This window comes from Pseudooceanicola aestuariicola (assembly GCF_045763785.1).
GTDB lineage: Bacteria > Pseudomonadota > Alphaproteobacteria > Rhodobacterales > Rhodobacteraceae > Pseudooceanicola.
This window is the reverse complement of record NZ_JBJGSF010000003.1, coordinates 355124-374700: the sequence shown is the minus strand read 5'-3', so window position 1 is coordinate 374700 and position 19577 is coordinate 355124. Positions and strand designations below refer to the sequence as shown.

The 19577-nt window shown below is 63.9% G+C and carries 18 protein-coding genes; 8 read left to right on the top strand and 10 right to left on the bottom strand.

Annotated elements, in window-relative coordinates:
• Positions 1 to 16: 16 nt before the first annotated feature.
• Complete coding sequence (locus tag ACI3GR_RS14240) at positions 17 to 766, top strand: tyrosine-protein phosphatase (RefSeq protein ID WP_407495381.1); 750 nt, start codon at positions 17 to 19, stop codon at positions 764 to 766.
• A 3-nt stretch (positions 767 to 769) separates the two neighbouring features.
• Here the strand turns inward: ACI3GR_RS14240 and ACI3GR_RS14235 are convergent, their stop codons facing one another.
• Positions 770 to 2755, bottom strand: coding sequence for an AsmA family protein (locus ACI3GR_RS14235; protein ID WP_407495380.1), 1986 nt, complete (start codon positions 2753 to 2755; stop codon positions 770 to 772).
• 280 nt (positions 2756 to 3035) lie between these two features.
• Between ACI3GR_RS14235 and rimO the strand changes: the two genes are divergently transcribed.
• Complete coding sequence (gene rimO, locus ACI3GR_RS14230; protein WP_407495379.1) at positions 3036 to 4436, top strand: 30S ribosomal protein S12 methylthiotransferase RimO; 1401 nt, start codon at positions 3036 to 3038, stop codon at positions 4434 to 4436.
• A 142-nt stretch (positions 4437 to 4578) separates the two neighbouring features.
• Here rimO and ACI3GR_RS14225 read toward each other — a convergent pair whose 3' ends face one another.
• The 3 genes from ACI3GR_RS14225 to ACI3GR_RS14215 form a co-directional block, all read right to left on the bottom strand.
• Entirely contained in the window at positions 4579 to 4833 is a 255-nt protein-coding gene (locus ACI3GR_RS14225; RefSeq protein ID WP_407495378.1) for a DUF6455 family protein, read from the bottom strand.
• 10 nt (positions 4834 to 4843) lie between these two features.
• Positions 4844 to 5116, bottom strand: coding sequence for a DUF6455 family protein (locus ACI3GR_RS14220; protein ID WP_407495377.1), 273 nt, complete (start codon positions 5114 to 5116; stop codon positions 4844 to 4846).
• 93 nt (positions 5117 to 5209) lie between these two features.
• Positions 5210 to 5953 (bottom strand): M48 family metallopeptidase, encoded by a 744-nt coding sequence (locus tag ACI3GR_RS14215; RefSeq protein WP_407495376.1) that lies wholly within the window; start codon positions 5951 to 5953, stop codon positions 5210 to 5212.
• A 165-nt stretch (positions 5954 to 6118) separates the two neighbouring features.
• Here ACI3GR_RS14215 and ACI3GR_RS14210 point away from each other — a divergent pair, with 165 nt between their 5' ends.
• Positions 6119 to 6361 carry a DUF8831 family protein gene (locus ACI3GR_RS14210; protein WP_407495375.1) on the top strand — a complete coding sequence of 81 codons (243 nt, stop codon included), beginning with the start codon at positions 6119 to 6121 and terminating at the stop codon, positions 6359 to 6361.
• Here ACI3GR_RS14210 and ACI3GR_RS14205 read toward each other — a convergent pair whose 3' ends face one another.
• A complete protein-coding gene (locus ACI3GR_RS14205; RefSeq protein ID WP_407495374.1) occupies positions 6362 to 6625 on the bottom strand; it encodes a DUF167 domain-containing protein in 264 nt (87 codons plus the stop codon).
• 67 nt (positions 6626 to 6692) lie between these two features.
• Here ACI3GR_RS14205 and ACI3GR_RS14200 point away from each other — a divergent pair, with 67 nt between their 5' ends.
• The 4 genes from ACI3GR_RS14200 to ACI3GR_RS14185 all read left to right on the top strand — a co-directional run bounded on the left by ACI3GR_RS14200 (position 6693) and on the right by ACI3GR_RS14185 (position 9932).
• Positions 6693 to 7805 carry a class II histone deacetylase gene (locus ACI3GR_RS14200; RefSeq protein WP_407495373.1) on the top strand — a complete coding sequence of 371 codons (1113 nt, stop codon included), beginning with the start codon at positions 6693 to 6695 and terminating at the stop codon, positions 7803 to 7805.
• On the top strand, positions 7802 to 8566 hold the full coding sequence (locus ACI3GR_RS14195; protein ID WP_407495372.1) for a class I SAM-dependent methyltransferase: 765 nt from the start codon (positions 7802 to 7804) through the stop codon (positions 8564 to 8566). Before ACI3GR_RS14200 ends, ACI3GR_RS14195 begins: the two co-directional genes overlap by 4 nt.
• Before the next feature lie 101 nt (positions 8567 to 8667).
• The gene (locus tag ACI3GR_RS14190) at positions 8668 to 9246 is read left to right on the top strand and encodes a nitroreductase family protein (protein WP_407495371.1); all 579 of its coding nucleotides are present in this window, start codon (positions 8668 to 8670) and stop codon (positions 9244 to 9246) included.
• On the top strand, positions 9231 to 9932 hold the full coding sequence (locus tag ACI3GR_RS14185) for an EI24 domain-containing protein (RefSeq protein WP_407495370.1): 702 nt from the start codon (positions 9231 to 9233) through the stop codon (positions 9930 to 9932). Before ACI3GR_RS14190 ends, ACI3GR_RS14185 begins: the two co-directional genes overlap by 16 nt.
• A gap of 196 nt (positions 9933 to 10128) precedes the next feature.
• Here ACI3GR_RS14185 and modC read toward each other — a convergent pair whose 3' ends face one another.
• Genes modC through modA form a run of 3 tightly spaced genes read right to left on the bottom strand, consistent with a single transcriptional unit; the run spans position 10129 to position 12643 of the window.
• Positions 10129 to 11202, bottom strand: a complete 1074-nt coding sequence (gene modC / locus ACI3GR_RS14180) for a molybdenum ABC transporter ATP-binding protein (RefSeq protein WP_407495369.1) — start codon at positions 11200 to 11202, stop codon at positions 10129 to 10131.
• Positions 11199 to 11891, bottom strand: a complete 693-nt coding sequence (gene modB / locus ACI3GR_RS14175) for a molybdate ABC transporter permease subunit (protein WP_407495368.1) — start codon at positions 11889 to 11891, stop codon at positions 11199 to 11201. Before modB ends, modC begins: the two co-directional genes overlap by 4 nt.
• On the bottom strand, positions 11888 to 12643 hold the full coding sequence (gene modA / locus ACI3GR_RS14170; RefSeq protein ID WP_407495367.1) for a molybdate ABC transporter substrate-binding protein: 756 nt from the start codon (positions 12641 to 12643) through the stop codon (positions 11888 to 11890). Before modA ends, modB begins: the two co-directional genes overlap by 4 nt.
• A 131-nt stretch (positions 12644 to 12774) precedes the next feature.
• Between modA and mnmH the strand changes: the two genes are divergently transcribed.
• Positions 12775 to 13821 (top strand): tRNA 2-selenouridine(34) synthase MnmH, encoded by a 1047-nt coding sequence (mnmH, locus tag ACI3GR_RS14165; protein ID WP_407495365.1) that lies wholly within the window; start codon positions 12775 to 12777, stop codon positions 13819 to 13821.
• Here the strand turns inward: mnmH and selD are convergent.
• On the bottom strand, positions 13818 to 15962 hold the full coding sequence (selD, locus tag ACI3GR_RS14160) for a selenide, water dikinase SelD (protein ID WP_407495364.1): 2145 nt from the start codon (positions 15960 to 15962) through the stop codon (positions 13818 to 13820). The two genes, mnmH and selD, sit on opposite strands and share 4 nt — an antisense overlap.
• A 158-nt stretch (positions 15963 to 16120) precedes the next feature.
• On the bottom strand, positions 16121 to 19369 hold the full coding sequence (locus ACI3GR_RS14155; protein ID WP_407495363.1) for an acetyl-CoA carboxylase family protein: 3249 nt from the start codon (positions 19367 to 19369) through the stop codon (positions 16121 to 16123).
• Positions 19370 to 19577 lie beyond the last annotated feature (208 nt).

The window sequence follows — 19577 nt, the reverse complement described above, 5'->3', positions numbered from 1 at the left end:
AGCAAAAGGAGCCCCCATGGCCGTCACCCTGACCACCCAAGCCCTGCCCTATCCCGGCATTCACAACATCCGTTGCCTTGGCGGTTACGAAACGCAGGACGGCAGTGTCACCAAACGCGATGCAATCTGGCGCGGCTGTTCGCTGAACGGGATCGAGGCGCCGCATCGCGAAGACCTTGTGGCGCGCGGGTTGGCGACCATCATCGATCTGCGCCGTGACGACGAAATCGCCCACGCGCCCAACCCTCTGGCCGATGATCCGCGGGTGGTTTACGTCAACATCCCGCTTTTTGACGGGCTGGCCCCGATCGATCAGATGGCCGAAGAATCCGCGGGCAGCTTTGATTTCGGCGTCCGTTACATCCGGGCGCTGGATGAATGTCAGGACAATATGGCCGCCGTTCTGCGCACAATCGCCGGGGCCGCACCCGGCGGCGTCTATTTCCACTGCACGGCAGGCAAGGATCGCACCGGGATGATTGCCATGCTGCTGCTGGCCAACGCAGGGGTCCCGCGCGATATCATCGCTGAAGAATACGGCCTGACCGCCCGGCTTGGCGCATCGCTGATGGAACAGTTGCGAGAGATCATCATCGAGCGCGGCCAGACGCCGGAGCGGACCGCCCAAATCCTTGCGTCAGAGCCATCGACGATGCACCGCGTGCTGGACCATCTGGACGACACCTACGGCGGGCCGGTGGGCTATCTCGACACCATCGGGATCGACGCCGCGACACGCGCCCAACTGGCCGGGCGGTTAGTCTAGGACCTATCGGTTCAGCAGCTTCAGAAGGCCTTTCTTGGCCTCTTCCTCAATGGTTCGGCGCACGGCATCTTCGGCGCTTTCGCCTTCTTGCTGCGTGATGCCAAGTTCCTGTTCGACCTTGGCTTTCACCTTTTCGCGGACCTGAGTTTCCAGTGCCTTACGTTCTTCTGCTGCGTTCAGTTCGATCGCTTTTTCCAGATCAACGCTGATCTTGGGCCCCGCCCAAGGCCCGCGGATCAGCACCGGCAGCGCCAGCCCGCGGCCGTCGCGGGCGGTCAGGCTGATCGGCGTAAACAGGTAATCGATATCCTGCGGCCCCAATCCGATACGGCCCGTGCCCCGCGCTTCGATCCCGCCGAGCTTCATCAGCAGATCGTCGTTGCGCAGATTGCCATCGGTCAGGGTGAAGGTCGCATTGGTCGCATCAAAAATCGTCGTGCCGCCCGTGGGATCACCGCCCCGGAACAGGCGGTCCAGATCGATGCCGTCGATAGTGCCCTTGCCGGTCTGCACGCCCCCGTCGCCCGATAGCGAATTCATCAGCGCCGCCACCGATTGCCCGGTCGCCAAGAATTTGACCCGGGCCGAAGCGTCGCCGGTGAACCGCGACACGCCCGCCAGTTCAGTCAGCGCCTGGTTCAGCGCAATGCCTTCGGCGCGCATGTCACCCCCGACCGACAGGCCATTGCGATTGTTGGCCACGAATTCTCCGACCACCTTGCCGCCGAAAACCTGCACCTCGCGCAGTGACGCGACCGCGCGTGACCGGTCGATGGTGATCAGAACGCGGGTTGTGCCCAGTTGGGTCGTACCCAGATCAATGGACGGCGCGGTCAGGGCGATCTCTCCGTCGATCAGCCCTAGGGCCGAGGCATCGATGGGCGCCGTCGACCAGCCCGCTTGTGCCGCACCTGCGCTTGATCCCCCGCTGGCCTGCGTACCGCTGGCAATCGCGCTGAGGTCCAAGGGCCCGGCGTTGACCTGCGCGTTCAGGCGTGGCCTGTCGCCGCCCGTGGTCACATCCGCCGCCAGCGTCGCACTGTTAGAGCCCGAGCGGACCGAACCATCGCGCAACGACAGCCGGCCATCCCGCGTCAACGTGATCTGCGACGTCAGGCTAAGGTCGCGCCCAAGCCCCTCTGGCAGAGCCGGCGGCACCTGACCCAGTGCCCCGGCAAAGGCTGCGGTGTCTGAGACAATCAGATTTAGCGCACCCTGCGCCTCCGGCGTAATCGACGCACGCCCCTCAAAGCTCGCCTCTCCGCCCGGCAGATCAATCGACAGCGAAACGCCCGTGATCTCTCCGCCCGCCAGCGCCATGGGGTCGGCCAGCGTGCCGGTCAGGCGCACCGGCTCTCCGGCGGGGCGCAGGGTCAGGTCGATATCGGCGGCGCCACCAGCCTCCGGGTAGGTCAGGACCAGATCGATACCGCGCTGGCTGAGTTCGGTCCCGGCCTGCCGGTCGATGAAATAGACCGAGGCATCGGCGATTTCGGCCCGATCCAAGGTGAACTGAGGTACCCCGCGTGATGCAGGCTGAGACACAGGCGCGGACTGCGCTGCAGGGGCTGACCCGGTCGCCGAGCCAGCAGCCGACGCCGTCACTGGCGATAATTCCCAGTTCCCGGTGCCTTGGTCATTCCGTTCCAACAGGATTTCCGGCGCATCGGCGTGCAGCGCACGGATCTTGATGTCGCGGCGGATCAGTGCCGCCGCATCAACGCCGATGGTCACCGATTTCGCCTGAAACATCGGGCCGTTTTCCGACCAATCAGCATTGGCGATGCGCAGCGTGTCCACCGTCACGCCAAGGTTCGGCCATAAGGTGAACCGCGCCTCTCCGCCGATCTGGACCTCTCGGCCCGTGCGGCGTTCAATCTCATCCGCAGCGACCTGCGCGATCTTTTCGCCCGGCACGAGGAACAGGCCCGCAATGAAGACCAGCACGAAAACCAGCACCATTCCGATGAGCAAACGTATCAGCCGCATGTCGCCTCCTGCGGGTAACGGGAAAGGCATGGTACCATGTGATCGGGGGGCGGCAAGCATCGGTGTCACACCGAAATACACAATGAATGCGCCACGCGGATCAAAGGTCCCGCCCGGCGATAGCGCCGGGCAGCGCCGACCCGCCCCCCAGGGCGGCGCTATTGCGCCACCCTCGGGTCGGTCGCTGCCCTCATCTCAAACCACGTAGACCTGAAGGCCACGCACCCGACCACACACCCACCCCACTTGCAAAACCACGCCAAGCGCGTATAGGCGGGCCATGTCCCAGAACCCGCCCAACCTCCGCCCCGACCTTGCCCCTAGCCCCAGGCTGGACGACACCCGTCGCCCGGGCCAGCCGTCTATCGGCATGGTGTCCCTTGGCTGTCCAAAGGCGCTGGTGGATAGCGAACGCATCCTGACCCGCCTACGCGCCGAAGGTTACGCGATCAGCCCGGACTACACCGGCGCGGACGCGGTCATCGTGAACACCTGCGGGTTTCTGGACAGCGCCAAGGCCGAAAGCCTTGAGGCGATTGGCGAGGCGCTGACCGAAAACGGCAAAGTGATCGTGACCGGCTGTCTGGGCGCCGAACCCGAATACATCACCGGCGTGCACCCCAAGGTTCTGGCCGTCACAGGCCCGCATCAATACGAACAGGTGCTGGACGCGGTGCATGGCGCGGTACCGCCGAACCCCGATCCGTTTATCGACCTGCTGCCTGCCAGCGGCGTCAGCCTGACGCCCCGCCACTACAGCTATCTGAAGATCTCCGAAGGCTGTAACCACAAGTGCAAGTTCTGCATCATCCCCGACATGCGTGGCCGTCTGGTGTCGCGCCCCGCCAACGCCATCCTGCGAGAGGCCGAGAAGCTGGTGGACGCGGGCGTGAAAGAACTGCTGGTGATCTCTCAGGACACCTCGGCCTACGGCGTGGACCGGAAGCATGACGTCAGCCCTTGGAAGGATCGTGAAGTCCGCGCCCATATCACCGATCTGGCGCGGGAATTGGGCCAGCTCGGCGCTTGGGTCCGCCTGCATTATATCTACCCCTACCCCCACGTCCGCGACCTGATCCCGCTGATGGAGGCGACGTCGGAAACCGGTGGCAACCTATTGCCCTACCTTGATATTCCCTTCCAACACGCCCACCCCGACACGCTGCGCCGCATGGCCCGCCCTGCCGCCGCTGAACGTACTCTGGACCGCATCGCCGAATGGCGCGCCATCGCGCCGGACATCACCCTGCGGTCGACCTTCATCGTCGGCTACCCCGGAGAGACGGAGGAAGAATTCCAGACCCTGCTGGATTGGATGGACGAGGCGCAATTGGATCGCGTCGGCTGCTTCCAGTACGAAAACGTGGCCGGCGCCCGGTCCAACGACTTGCCCGACCATGTCCCGGACGAGGTCAAACAGGACCGCTGGAATCGCTTCATGGAAAAGGCGCAGGCAATTTCCGAGGCGAAGCTGGAAGCCAAGGTCGGCACCCTTCAAGACGTCATCGTGGACGAGATCGACGAAGACGGCATCGCCACCTGCCGCACCAAGGCCGACGCGCCGGAAATCGATGGTAACCTGTTCATCGACGAAGGCACGGACACCCTGAGCCCCGGCGACATCGTCCGGGTCGAAGTGGACGAGGCCAGCGAATACGACCTTTGGGGCCGTCTGGTCTGATCCGGACACGAACCATTGAATATAAAGACGCCGACGCAGTGTCCCCACATCTGCGCCGGCGTCCGGCCAACCCCGAAGGTATGATGCTGCGGCGACATTCCCCAACCTCGCCAGCAGCCCTCGGGGCCGGTATTCCTGTTCCTTAGCGGGTCGACAAGGCGTCCACCATCCGCTTGTTGCGGCAAAAGTCAGGCGCGGTTTTGGATGCGTCGTGATCTTCTTGCCATTTCATGCAAGCCCCGGCCTCTTTGCAGGCGGTGCAGCTTAGGACGGACGTCCTGTAGTCCCCCGCGTTCTGGCCCTCGGCCCCGACCCAGTCCGAAACGTTCACGCCAAGCCGGTCGGTCATGCCCCGAAACAGCGCCTCATGTTTGGCAAGCCTACTGAAAAATCCCATGCGTCGGCTCCTATTCCGCGGCAACCCGGGCCAGCCGGTGAAAGGTTGCGCTGTTTTCACAATACTCGGGGGGCTGGGCCACACCGCCGGTCAGCGCCTGATAGCTTAGCCAGCGATCACAGGCCTGCGCCGCACCGCAACCACGGCAATTGGTGACCATGTCGGCCCAGTCGCCCTGCGTGATCGCGCCATCATGTTGCGCGGCCACCAGATCGACGCCCGTGGCCTGCCCCATGCGCCGGACAAGCTGAAGATGTGTGTAAATGTCGCCTCGTGGTGCCATCGTGATCCCCCGGCTGTCATGCCACGGGCATAGACCGGAGAATCGGGCGACACCTTGATCCGTGTAAAAATCGGCGGAATTTTCCCCGGCGCGCTACTGCAACGCGCGCCGCACCGCTTCGACCCGGTTGGCGTTGGGCGGATGGGTGCCGAGGAACCGGTTGCCCGGATCGGGAGAGCGTTCGAAATATCGCGCCCCGTTGATCGCATCATAGCCAGCATCGCGGGCGATCCGCGCGCCGATAGCGTCGGCCTCAAGCTCGTAATCCTTGGCATAGACGCGCGACCCCAAAGCCGCACCCAGCCGCGCTGCCGTATCCAAAGCCGCACCCGAGGCCCCGCCCCGCGCCGCGGCCGAGGCAAAGATCAACGCCGCCGCCCGCGTGGATTCGGTCCGCCGATCCAGATGCCGTGCGATATGATGCGCCGCCTCGTGGCTAATAATGAACGCCAGTTCGTCGTCGTTCTGGACGTAGGCGATCATCGGCACCGTCACGGCAAGGATCGGACGCCCCTGTTCGTCGCGGGTTTGGAAAGCATTGATCGGCGCATCGGGGCGGTCATCCACGACGATGTTGAAATCGCAGTTCAGCCCCGGCGCGCGGGCACGGCAGGTGCGTTCCGCAACAGGTTCAACCCGGCTGACAACCGACACGAACCGCCGCGCCGCCTGACGCGCCGTGGACGAGGTCACGGAATTGGCGACCGACGCGGCCTCGGCCTGGGTTTGCGGGCGCGTCCCGGTGGGCGCAGGCGCCGTCGCCACAGGCACGTCACAGGCCGCCAGAACCGCCAGCACAGGAAGGATCAGGAATTTCTTTAATTGGATCAGCTGCATCTTGGTCGCTTTGCCCCGCCACGTTTTGGGCCGTCTTGTTTGGCCAGAATTTATCGGCATTTTCGCGCTGGCTTGCAACCTTGCAACCATGACGTTGCCGTGTGCCAGCGCGATCGGCGGCAAACCGCACTTGCATACATCTGGGATGCGCCGCACAGTGGCCTCATGTTCACCATCGAGCACGAATTCGACAGCACCCTGATCACCATCGTCGACGATGGGGATGCCCCCCTGCAAGAGGACGTGATCATCAACGCGTTCCAGGAATGCGTGACGGTCGAACAATACGACGCGCGCACCGACGTAGTGCAGAAAATCACCCTATCGACCGCGCAGCTGCGCGATCTGGCGGCGGCGATGAACCTGCCCGAAGGCAGCTATACCCTGCGCCGGTCCGAAGTCGACTGATCAGCCGATCACCCTGAAAACCTTGTCTCGCGACGTCTGGCCCCGGATCAGTTCCAGCCGGGATTTAGGCACGCCCATCGCCTTGGCCAGCAGCTTGGTCACCGATGCGTTGGCCTTGCCGTCTTCGGGCACGGTCGTGGTGTAAACCCGGATCGCGCCATCCTCGGCCACGATACGGTTGCGCGCGGCCTTCGGCGTAACGCGCACAGCAACCTCGGCCCCCGCGACGGCCAAGACGCTGAGGTCTGGCAAATCCTTCGACATATGACACCCCGCTTGCAGGCACGGCGCAAACCGGGCCACACTCTGCGTAACCAAAAGGGGGGACGCGGTGTCAACGGGATTTTACTGGGACGAGCGCTGCTTCTGGCACGCAGGCGGAAACTATGCGCTGACCATGCCCTTGGGCGGATTGGTGCAGCCCATGGCCGCCGGGGGGCTGCCGGAAAGCCCCGAAACTAAGCGGCGCCTGCGCAACCTGATGGAGGTGACAGGCATCACCCGCGATCTGGCCATGTCCAGCGCCCCGCCCGCCACTCGCGAGGATTTGGAGCGTATCCACCCTGCGAAATACCTGAACGACTTCAAAGCCCTATCCGACGCAGGCGGAGGAGAGCTGGGCCTGCGTACCCCCTTTGCCAAGGACGGGTATGAGATCGCCGCCCTCTCGGCTGGACTGGCCAAACAGGCGCTGGCCGACGTGCTGTCTGGCAAGGTGCAGAATGCCTATGCCCTGTCGCGCCCCCCCGGCCACCACTGCCTTCCCGACTGGCCCAACGGGTTCTGTCTGATGGCCAACATTCCCATCGCCATCGCCGCTGCCCAAGCTGGCGGTAAGGCGCAGCGCGTGGCGGTCGTGGATTGGGACGTGCACCACGGCAATGGCACAGAACACATCTACTACGACCGTGACGACGTGCTGACGATATCCCTTCATCAGGATCACAATTATCCGCTGGATACCGGCGACGTAGCCGACAAGGGCCGTGGCGCGGGGGAAGGGTTCAACATCAACGTCCCCCTGCCCCCCGGCACTGGCCATGTCGCCTATCTGGACGCGATGGCGCGCATCGTGATCCCTGCGCTGGACCGGTTTCAGCCGGACGTGATCATCGTCGCATGTGGGTTCGACGCTGGCATCTATGATCCCATCGCCCAGATGCTGTGCACCGCCGAAACCTTCGGGCAGATGACCCGGATGGTCAAAGACGCGGCCGCAAGGCTGTGTGACGGACGCCTGCTTCTGGTGCACGAAGGCGGCTATTCCGAGGTCTATGTGCCCTTCTGCGCCCATCGGGTGCTTGAGGTGCTGTCAGGATCGATCATCACCGCGCCGGACCCAATGGCCGACACCGTTGCCGCCCGTCAGCCCAGTGCACGGGTGAATGAATTCCTCAGCGGGCTGATCTCGGAGATGGCGGCAGAGCGCGGGCTGGCCCCATGACAGACGATTACGTCGCCATAAATCGCCGGATCTGGGACGAGGACGCGCCAAACTGGGTCAAAATGGGTGAAACCGCTTGGGCAGGCGATCCGGAATGGGGCAACTGGGGCGCGCCAGAGGCCAACCTACGCCTGCTACCCGACGATATGACCGGCATGCAGGCGGTCGAGCTGGGCTGCGGCACCGGCTATGTCTCGGGCTGGATGGCACGGCGGGGCGCGCGGGTGACGGCCATCGACGTGTCGCCCGAACAATTGGCCACCGCGCGGCGACTGGCCGATCAGCATGGGGCCGACATCACCTTTATCGAAGGCAATGCCGAAACGACCGGCCTGCCCGAAGCCGCCTTTGATTTCGCAATCTCGGAATACGGCGCGGCGATCTGGTGCCCCCCCGAGGCTTGGCTGACCGAAGCGCACCGCATCCTGCGCCCCGGCGGTCAACTGGTGTTTCTTGGCAACCACCCGCTGTCGCTGATCTGCGCCCCTGAAAATGGCGCCCCCGCCGACCGCAGCCTGCACCGGCCCTACCGCGGCATGTGGGGGGCCGACTGGACGCGGGTCGAGATTGAACCCAGCGGAATCTGTTTCAACCTGACCATCGGCGATTGGTTCGCCCTGTTCCACCGCCTTGGCTTTGCCGTTGAAAACTATCAGGAAATCTACGCACCCGACTGGGCCGACCATACCCGCGGATCAGTTCCTGCCGACTGGGCCAAGGACTATCCGCTGGAACAGGTCTGGCATCTGCGCAAAGTCTGATCGGGGTTTGCTAAGGGCCTGATCCGCCCTACCCACCGTACGGTGGCCTTGACCCGTCGCGCCGCAGGCCCGACATAGGCGCCAGACCAACCGGAGGTTACATGCCCGATAAAAACCAAGCCGCGCTGGATTTTCTGGCCAAGCGCCGTTCCCATTCGCCCAAAGTCCTGACCACGCCCGTTCCCGACAAGGCTCAGTTGGCAGAGCTTTTGACGCTTGCTGCCCGGACCCCTGACCATGGGATGCTGGTGCCTTGGCGTTTTGTGGTGATCGAAAAGCCTGCAATGGCGCGTCTGGCCGATCTGGCCGAAGCGCGCGCCAAATCTCTTGGCCGATCCGAAGAAGACACCAGCAAGGCCCGTGGCCAGTTCGACCGTGGCAATCTGGCGGTCGCGGTGGTGGAAAGCCCCATCGATTCCCCCAAGGTGCCGACCTACGAACAGACGCTATCGGCTGGCGCGGTCTGCCTTAGCCTTGTGAACGCGGCGCTGGCCTCTGGCTGGGGGGCGGGCTGGGTGACGGGCTGGATCAGCTTTGACCGTGGCTTTGCCGAACAAGGGTTGGGACTGGCAACCAACGAAAAGATCGCCGGCATCGTGCATATCGGCAGCTTCGGAACCACGCCACCGGACCGCAACCGCCCGGATATCCAAGGAATCACGACGTGGCTGTCGGAGTAATCCTGTCATCCTTCTTCGCGGCGCTTGGCCAATTGGGCGACCGCCGCTTTCGCCGTGTACTTCTGATCGGCATCGGCCTGACCTTCGCCCTGCTGGTTGCTGTTACGGCGGCCTTTCTTGGTTTTCTGCAGTGGGCCGTTGGCGATGAGGCGACCCTGCCCCTGATCGGAGAGGTCACCTGGCTGAACGACCTGCTGACGTGGTCGTCTCTGGGTGTCATGATGGTGCTGTCGGTGTTCCTGATGGTCCCAGTGGCGAGCGCCATCACCTCGATGTTTCTGGAAGACGTCGCCCAAGCGGTCGAGGATCGCCATTACCCGCACCTGCCCGATGCCCCCCGCGTCCCCTTTTCCGAGGCGCTGGTCGATACGCTTAACTTTCTTGGCGTGTTGATCGGGGCGAATATTCTGGCGCTGATCCTCTATGCCTTTCTGGCGCCCTTTGCGCTGTTCATCTTCTGGGGGTTGAACGGGTTCCTGCTGGGGCGGGAATATTACACTTTGGCAGCCATGCGCCGCGTCGGACGCGAACGCGCCAAACAGTTGCGTCAAAAGCATTTTCTGACCATTTGGGCCGCTGGCATCCTGATGGCGATGCCCCTGTCGGTCCCGCTGGTGAACCTTGTTATCCCTATCCTAGGGGCGGCCACGTTCACCCATATCTACCATCGGCTCGGAGATCGGTGAGCGGTCAATCTTTGGGAGGTCGTAAATCCCGTCTTGATCCGGCGCGATCAGCCCCGGGTCGCGCCAGACCCTCCCCCCGGGAGGGCGCATTGGCGATGTCACTGACGATTCAACTCTAGCTATAAGCTGATGATATTAAACGCAGACCACAAAAGCCGCAAAACGCCCACCCAGGGTCGGGCGCGTCCCTAATCGACTACCCTCCGACGCCCACGTCACCCCGCGCCACCGCGACGCTTTTGATCACCGCATGACAGCGAACACCTGCCGCGATCCCCAGCGCCTCGGCCGAGCGGCGGGTGATCCGTGCCAGAACCAGATCCTCTCCGGTCCGCAACTGCACCATGACCCCCGGCCCCTGCCCGTCATGCACCTGCACCACTTCGGCACTGAGGATGTTCAGGGCCGACACGCCCTCGGGCCGCTGCATGGACAGCATGACATCCTGCGCCTCGATCCGGATGCGTAGCGGTGTGCCCACCGTCCCCGCGACCTGCGGCAGGAACAGGCGTCCGCCCGACACGGCAACCTCGGTCAGCCCGTCGCTGTGCTGACCCACCACCTGCCCCGACAGGATCGCGCCAGCGGCCCGGGGGCCAAGGACAGGCGCGAGGGTCGGATCGGCGAACAACGCCTCGGCCGGGCCAGCCTGCGCCACGCGGCCCCGGTCCAAGACGACCAAGGTGGCTGCCAGCCGCGCGACCTCTTCCACCGCGTGAGAGACGTAAAGGATCGGCACCCCGCCCTCGTCCCGCAACCGCTCCAGATAAGGCAGGATTTCATCCTTACGGGCCTGATCCAGACTGGCGAAGGGTTCGTCCATCAACAACATCCGAGGCCGCGACAACAGCGCCCGCCCGATGGCCACCCGCGCCTTTTCCCCACCCGACAGGGTCACAGGGCGACGATCCAGCAACGCGCCGATCCCCAGCAGATCGCAGACGCGGTCCAGCCCAGCATCATCCGGCGCACCGTACAGAAGGTTGCGCCGCACGTTCAGATGCGGAAACAGCCGCGCATCCTGAAACACATATCCCATACGCCGCCGATGCAGCGGCACGTCGATCCCTTGTTCTGCGTCAAACAGCACCTCACCATCCAAAACGATGCGCCCGGCCCGTGGCCGCAGCAGTCCGGCCACCGCATTGACCACGCTGGTTTTCCCCGCGCCAGAGCGCCCGAACAAGGCCGTCACCCCGCCCGGCGCTTCGAACTGCGCCGACAGGTCCACTTCGCCCAAGGGATGGCGGATATCGACGATCAGGCTCATCCCCGCGCCCTTTTCGCCATCGACCGGGCCAGCGCCTCTGACGCGACCAGCGCGACGGTGGCCACGATGATCGACACGATCACCAGCCGCCACGCCGCACCATCCCCGCCCGGTTGCTGCAGAAAGGCATAGATGGCCGAGGGCAGCGTGCGCGTTTCACCCGGGATGTTCGACACGAACGTGATGGTGGCCCCGAACTCTCCCATCGCTTTGGCAAAGGCCAGCACGGCCCCTGCCAGCACCCCCGGCAAAGACAGCGGCAAGGTCACGGTGAAGAACACCCGCCAGCGCGACGCCCCCAAGGTGCCTGCGGCCTCTTCCAGCTTGGGATCGACCGCTTCGATCGCCAAACGGATCGCGCGGACCATCAAGGGAAACCCCATCACCGCAGCAGCCAACGCCGCGCCCGTCCAGCGAAAGGCAAAGACAATCCCGACCGACGCCAGCGCCGATCCGACAGGGGCCACCGGGGAAAAGACGATCAGCAGCAGATAGCCGACCACAACGGGCGGCAGGACCAGCGGCAAGTGCACTAAGACGTTCAGAACGCCGCGGCCGCGAAACGTCCCGCGGGCCAGCAGATGCGCCACCCAGATCCCCAGCGGCAATGACACCAAGGTTGCCCAGAAGGCCACGCGCAATGACAGGATCACGGCCTGCCATTCCTCGGGCCCCAGCCAATCCGTCACGGGGCGGGCACTGTCTGAAATCCGGCCTCTTCGAACAGTTCGCGCACCGGTGGCGTCTGCAGGAACGCAAGGAAGTCTAGGCCAGAAGGATCGCCACCTTGGATATGCGCCGCCGGATAGGTGATCGCGGAATGGCTGGATGTCGGGAAATAGCTGCGCAGATGGACGCGCGGTTCAGCCATGGCATCGGTCGCGTAGACGATGCCCCAAGGTGCCGCGCCCGTGGCAACCAGCGAGAGCGCGGCCCGGACATTGTCGGCCTGCGCCAGTTGATCCTTCAGCCCATCCCACGATCCCAAGGTGCGCAGCGCCTCTAGGGCGTAGACGCCTGCGGGCACGGCTTCGACCATCCCGACAGCCAGCCGGCCGTCGCCGATCAGCGCGGGCAGAAAGGTGGTTTCCGTAATCTCGAAAACATCACCTTCGGCATGGGACACTAGGACCAGCCGATTGCCCCAAAGGTTGCGCCGCGAGGCATTGTCGATCCGGCTAAGCGCCGCCAGATGATCCATCCACCCTTCGTTCGCCGACAGGAACACATCCGCCGGCGCCCCCGCCTCGATCTGCCGCGCAAGCGCAGAGCTTCCGGCGTAGGACACCACGACGACCTGACCGGTCTCTTCTTCCCACAGCTCAACGGCGTCGTCCAAGGGGCCAGCAAGGCTGGCCGCCGCAAAGACCAACAGGCTTTCGGCCCGCGCAGGCATCGCCAGCAGGATCAGGGCCGCACAAAGCTGTAGTATCCGTGTCATCATCGCCGCCCATGTCACCCAAGCACCTGCCCAAATTCAAGCCAAAAGGCAGCCGTATCGGGCGGGACCTTTCTTGCCTAGGCCCTAGAATATGTGCATACCCGGCCACCGCCCCTAACCAGATGGACCCGATGCCCGTTTCGCTGACCACCCTGCAGGACCTGACCGCCCTGACCTGCGATGACATCATCGACGTCCGCAGCCCCGCCGAATTTGCCGAAGACCACGTGCCCGGCGCGATTTCCCTGCCTGTCCTGTCGAACGAAGAACGCGCCCGTGTCGGCACGATCTACAAGCAGGTTGACCCGTTCGAGGCACGCAAGATCGGCGCCGCGCTGGTGTCACGCAACGCCGCCGCGCATATCGAAGGGCCGCTGTCGGATCGGGACGGCGGCTGGCAGCCCTTGGTCTATTGCTGGCGCGGCGGGCAAAGGTCGGGATCTTTCGCCGTGATCCTGAAACAGATCGGCTGGCGCGCTGACACGCTTGAGGGCGGCTATCGCGCCTACCGTCGGCTGGTCGCGCGCCTGCTGCATGATGAGCCTCTGCCATGGCGGCCAATCCTGATCGACGGCAACACTGGCACCGCCAAGACCCGCCTGTTGGAGCATTTGAAGGCAGAGGGCGCACAGGTCGTGGACCTTGAAGGACTGGCCGAACATCGCGGGTCGTTGTTCGGCGGCATGTTGGGTCCACAGCCCGCGCAGAAGATGTTCGAAAGCCGCCTCGCCTCGGCCCTGATGGCCTGTGAACCCGCGCGGCCCGTGTATCTGGAAGCTGAAAGCAACAAGGTCGGCGACGTTCTGATCCCCGGATCGCTATGGAAGGCGATGCTGGACGCGCCGCGTGTGCAGATCACCGCGCCATTGCAGGCCCGGGCAACCCATCTGATCGACACCTACGAAGAACTGACCGCCGATCCAGAGGCCCTGCGCCAGATCATCGACCAACTGCGCCCCTACCACGCGGCAGAGGTGATCGAGGCATGGCAAAATGACGCCTCCTCTGGCGATTTCAACAACTTGGCACAGGGATTGATGCGCGACCACTACGACCCGCGCTATGCGCGATCCACCGCACGCAAGGCGGATTTGGTGGGCAAATACGACCTGTCCGATCTATCCGACACGTCTTTGCGCAGCACGGCCGCGCGGATCCTGACCGACCACGGCTGCTAAGACCGCAGGGTAATCGACGGCGGCCCGTCGCTAAGACTGCCGATCACAGTGGCCGTGACGCCGCGCGCCCGCAGGTCTTTGACGATCGCGTCGGCCTTGTTCGGATCGACAGCCGCCAAGAACCCGCCCGCTGTCTGCGGGTCATGCAGCAACGCCTCTGTCGCCCCCAGCTCTCCGAACAGCGGGGCGTTTGACGCATTGGCGGGATAAAGCGTTGACTGCACACCCTTTTCCGACATTTCGACCGCGCCGTCGTAAAACGGGATCACCCCGACATCCACTGCCGCAGCGACACCAGAAGCCCGGCAGATCGCCATCAGATGCCCCGCCAAGCCAAAGCCCGTCACATCCGTCATCGCATGCGCCACGTTCAACGGCGCGATATCCCCCGGCCCCGCCGCCATTGCCTCCCATAGCGCCGCGATATCTGCACCGCGCGCCTTTCCCTGCATCTCGGCTGCCAGCAACACGCCGCTGCCGATCTGCCCCGTCAGGATCAAGACGTCACCTGCTTTGGCCCCGCCAACGGTGATCGGATCGGCGTCGCACAGGCCCGTCACCGTAAAGCCGATGGTCATTTCGGCCCCCATGGTCGTGTGCCCCCCCAAGATCACGGCACCGTCGGCGGAAAAGACCTCGCCCGCGGCCTGCATCACTTCGGTCAGCATCCGCGACTGGACCGCTGCGCTGGCCCGCGGCAGGATGATCTGCGCCAAGGCCGATTGCGGTTTGGCCCCCATGGCCCGCACGTCCCCCAAGGCATGATGCGCCGCGATTCGCGCCATCACCGCAGGATCATCCGTAAATGCGCGCAAGTGGTCGGTCGTCAGCACCTGCCGCTGCCCGCCGATCTGCAGAACCCCGGCATCATCGCCGGGGCCGGTCAGAACGTCATCACGCGGGGGCTGCTGCAACCCTTCGACTACGGCGCCCAGAACGCCCGGCCCGACCTTGGCCCCACATCCCGCGCAAAGCGGTGCCTGTCCCAATTCGTCGGAAACACCCAGTGCCGGATTTTCCGGTCGGTCCTGCGCCATGACGGGTAAATCCGTCAGCTTTCGCATGAATTTCCGGTCGATATTATCTTTCCAGCGCCAGATCACCCGCCCGGACGGGGCGATTGGGAATCCAGGCCACCGTTCGGCCACAGCCTTTTTGCCGCCCAGCGACACCAAGCGCAGGAATTTCGATTGCGGCCTGAAGCTGCGCATCGCCCCGCCCGTCGCTGACGCACGCAGGTTCCGAAACAGCACCTGCGCCGCCCGGACGGCGTAGACCCCAGCCTTGGGCCGCGGCGCATGGCTCAGATGTGCGCAATCTCCGGCAGCGAAAACACTGTCATGACCAATCACTTGCAGCGTATCGCCCACGGTGATGAAGCCATCCGTCAATGGCAGACCCGTGTCGCGCAGCCAAGGCTGAGGCGTCGCCCCCGCCGCGCCGACCGTGAACGTTGACGGCACTTCTGTCCCATCGGTCAGCCGGAGGGACCCGGCCCCTACGGCCGCCACCCGCCCATCGATCAAGGCCACCCCCGCCTGATCCATCGCCTGCATCAACCGGTCATTCAGCGCATCGCCAACATGCGCGACGCGGTTCCCGCCAATCACGCGAACCCGGTCAGGCCCAAGCTGATGCGCCATGGCCAGCGCCAGTTCCACCCCGCCCAGACCGTTGCCGATAACGCTGGCCTGCCCACCACCCGACGCCAGAAAGCGATCCCAGCCTTCTGCGAAGCGCACAAAGGGTTTCACCGGCGTTCCGTGGTCCGAAAATCCCTGCACTTTGGGCAGGTCGCCCGTGATGCCGATATCGATCGACAGGATGTCATAAGCGATCCGGCGGCCGCCTGCGATCACGGTCTTGGCCGCCAGATCAATATCTTCCGCAGCCTCCAAGATCAGCCGCGCCCCGGCAAAGCGGCACAGTCGGACTAGGTCGATCCCGATCTCATCCGCCGTGTAATGCCCAGCCACATGTCCCGGCAGCATCCCCGTATAAGGCGCGACAGGTCGCGGATCGATCACGGTAAGGCGCACGCCCGGGACGGGCGCCATCCCCCACATCCGCAAGACCAGCGCGTGGGCGTGCCCACCGCCGATCAGCACGATATCTCGGGTCAGGGGGATTTGGGTCTGCATGGTTTGGACACCGCGTGGAAAGGGCTAAGGATTGCTACCGTGAACTCTTCAGCGGATCCATGCGGCAAAGGTCACAGACGAACAGATGTTCGATAAGTGAAATTTTTAGCCCTGTGTCTGTGGATAAGTTCCACCAAATAGACTCGAACCACAAATATCTACCACGTATCTACAAACGGCCTTTCGCGTTTCTCTGCGACAGGACAAGCGTTGCGCGCGTTTACGATCCATTGCCGCGTTTCTGCCGGATCGATAACGGCGTCGATCTCGGTGGCCGAGGCATAGGCGACCGCTTTGCCCTGCGCGTACATCTCTGCCACCTTTTCCTCGAACAATGCCTGCTTGGCCTCTTCGGTGGGTTCCGCCTCGATTTCTTTGCGATACCCGAGCCTCACGGCCCCTTCCAGCCCCATGCCCCCGAACTCTCCAGTCGGCCAGGACACCATCATTGCCGCGGATTTGAACCCGCCGCCGACCATCGCCATCGCGCCCAAGCCATAGGCTTTGCGCAGCGCCACGCCAAAGATCGGCACGCTAAGCGACGCCCCGACGACAAACATCCGGCTGACATGGCGCACCAACGCGGTCTTTTCTGCCTCTGGCCCGACCATGAAACCCGGCGTGTCGACCAGCGACACGACAGGCAACCCATAGGCTTCGCAAAGCTGTAAAAAGCGCGCAGCCTTGTCCGCCGCATCAGCGTCAATTGCGCCGCCCAGATGTTTGGAATTGTTGCCAATCACGCCGTAAGCGCGACCCTCGATCCGGATAAAGGCCGTCACCATGCCCGGCCCCCAACCGCGCCGCAGTTCCAGCACTGTCCCCTCGTCCGCCAAGGCATCGATCACGTCACGCACCTCGTGGACGCGCAGACGATTTTCGGGGATCAGGTGGCGCAGACGCCGTGGGTCGGGTGAGTTCCAGTCGGTCAGATCGCCTTGGGTGTAGCCAAGGTATTTTTTCGCAACCTCAGTGGCTTCTGCTTCATCCTTCACCCGGATATCGACGACGCCATTCGCCCACTGCACGTCAATCGGCCCGACCTCTTCCGGGCGATACACGCCAAGCCCGCCGCCTTCGATCATCGCGGGCCCGGCCATGCCGATGTTGCTGTCTTCGGTGGCGATGATCACGTCAGAACAGCCCAACAGCGCGGCATTCCCTGCGAAACAGCGTCCCGCCACAACACCGACCACCGGAACCTTGCCAGAGAGGTCGGCAAAGGCCGCGAACGATGGGGAATCAAGGCCCGAGACGGTGCTGCGATCACTGTCACCGGGACGTCCCCCGCCGCCTTCTGCGTACAAAATCATGGGGATAGAATGATCGCCAGCCAGCCGGAAGATGCGGTCCAGCTTGCGATGGTGCCGTTGCCCTTGGGTGCCTGCCAGCACGGTGTAATCCCCGATGGCCACGGCGGCGCGGGCCTTGTCAGGACCGAAAAGCCCCCCATTAATTGACGCTGTGCCAGTCAGGATACCATCGCCAGAGGTATTCGCCTCCAAATCCGCAAGCGTTCGGCGGCGCAACTGGGCGGCCACGGCGAATTCGCCATATTCATTGAAGGACCCGGGATCGACCAGATCGGCGATATTTTCCCGGGCTGTGCGCTGCCCGCGCGCGTGACGCTTTTGAACCGCCTCAGCCCGTATCTCATCCCGGCCAAGCGCCTGACGATCCAGCATTTCCTGCAGGTCGGGCCGGATAAGGTCCAGATCGATCTGCGCGTCGTCCACTTGCGCCGCGCCCGTTGCGTCGCCCGGTGTAATCGCGGCCAGAGGCGCGGCCTCCATGATGGTATCCCCCGGTGCCGCGAAGAGGTCAGAGACCACACCGCTCACATCGGCGGTGATCACATGTTCCATTTTCATCGCTTCAAGGATGGCCACGTCCTGCCCTGCCACCACCGGGTCACCCACCGCAACGCGCCATTCGGTCAGCGTGGCCTGCATTGGGGCAGTCAACGCGTGGTCACCATCCGCGACAGTCGCGGTTGGGGCGTCTACCTCTGCCTCGACACCGGCGCCGTCCTTGGCGATAAATTCCGACGCACGTTCAGATAGTTGCGCCGCGACCTCTCCAATATATCCGGTTGAGACTTCCAGCGCCCGGACCGCATCCTGCGCTAACAGTGAGCGCAGCCATCCGATATTCGAGGCGACGCCGTCGATCCGGAACTCTGCCAAGGCCCGATCAAGGCGTGCGAAGGCACTTCCCAAGTCGGGACCAGAGGCGATGACCTTGGCGATCAAAGAGTCATAGGCCGTCCCTGCCCGGTAGCCCGCGATGCCGAAGCCATCCACCCGAACGCCCGGCCCGGCGGGCGGATCATAGGCGCGGATCACGCCGCCCGAGGGCTGCACAGTTCCGTCTGCCGTGACCGTTTCCAAGCAGACGCGAGCCTGCACCGCCGCGCCCCGGGCAGCAGGGCTCAATGCCAGATCGGTTAGTCTGGCCCCCTCTGCGATCCTTAGTTGCGCCGCGACCAGATCAAGGCCGAAGATCTCTTCGGTTACAGTATGTTCAACCTGAATCCGTGGGTTCGCTTCGATAAAGAACGCCTCTTCTGCATCCACATCCAGAAGGAATTCGAAGGTTCCCAAGCCGCGATATTGCGTGGTTTCGGCCATCCGTCTGGCGTGATCAGCCAAAGCCGCGCGCAGATCGGAACTCAGCCCCGGCGCGGGTGCGATTTCGATGACTTTCTGGTGGCGGCGCTGCAGCGTGCAGTCGCGATCGCCAAGCGTGATGACCCCGCCCTGTCCGTCACCCAGCACCTGCACCTCGATATGGCGGGCGCGCGTGATGAAGCGTTCGGCATAGATCGCGCCGTTGCCGAAGGCGGCCGCAGCTTCCGACGTGCAGCGGGCGTGCGCCTCGGCCACGTCGCTGGCGTCGCGCACAACGCGCATGCCGCGCCCACCGCCGCCAGCGACGGCCTTCAGGACCATGGCAGCGCCCTTTGGCAGGCTATCGAAGAATTCGCGCGCCTCCTTTGCCCCTACGGCGGCAGAGCCGCGGATGACCGGAACGCCCAACTCTTCGGCCAACGCGCGGGCGCGCAGCTTGTCCCCCAGCAGCGCAAGGCTTTCTGGCGTGGGGCCGACGAATGTCATACCCGCCTGAGAAACGGCCGCCGCGAACTCACTGTTTTCACTTAAAAAGCCATAGCCCGGATGGACCAAGTCGCACCCCGCGTCCACGCCCGCCTGCACCACGGCATCGTGGTCCAAATAGGCGCGCGCACCACGACCGGGCAGCAAAGCCACATCATCTGCACGCCGGACATGAAGCGATCCCATATCGTCCTGAGGCGCGATGGCGAGCGTTTCGATCCCCATCTCTGCCGCCGTGCGCGCGATGCGCACCGCGATCTCTCCCCGGTTCGCGATCAAAAGCTTGACCATGACTGCCCTCCCTGCCCGTATTCGGCGTCCCTGTTTGACCATTGGAAAGATTGTTTGACCGCAGAGTCAACAGGCCCGGGCCGCCGCTCGCACCGGCGGATTTGCCCAAAAATTTAGCAATCCGAGTTTCCGCGATGATTTTTCAACCGAAGCATGTATCATCCCATGGTGAAACCGGGCGTATCGGAATTTGATAAGCTAAAACCGG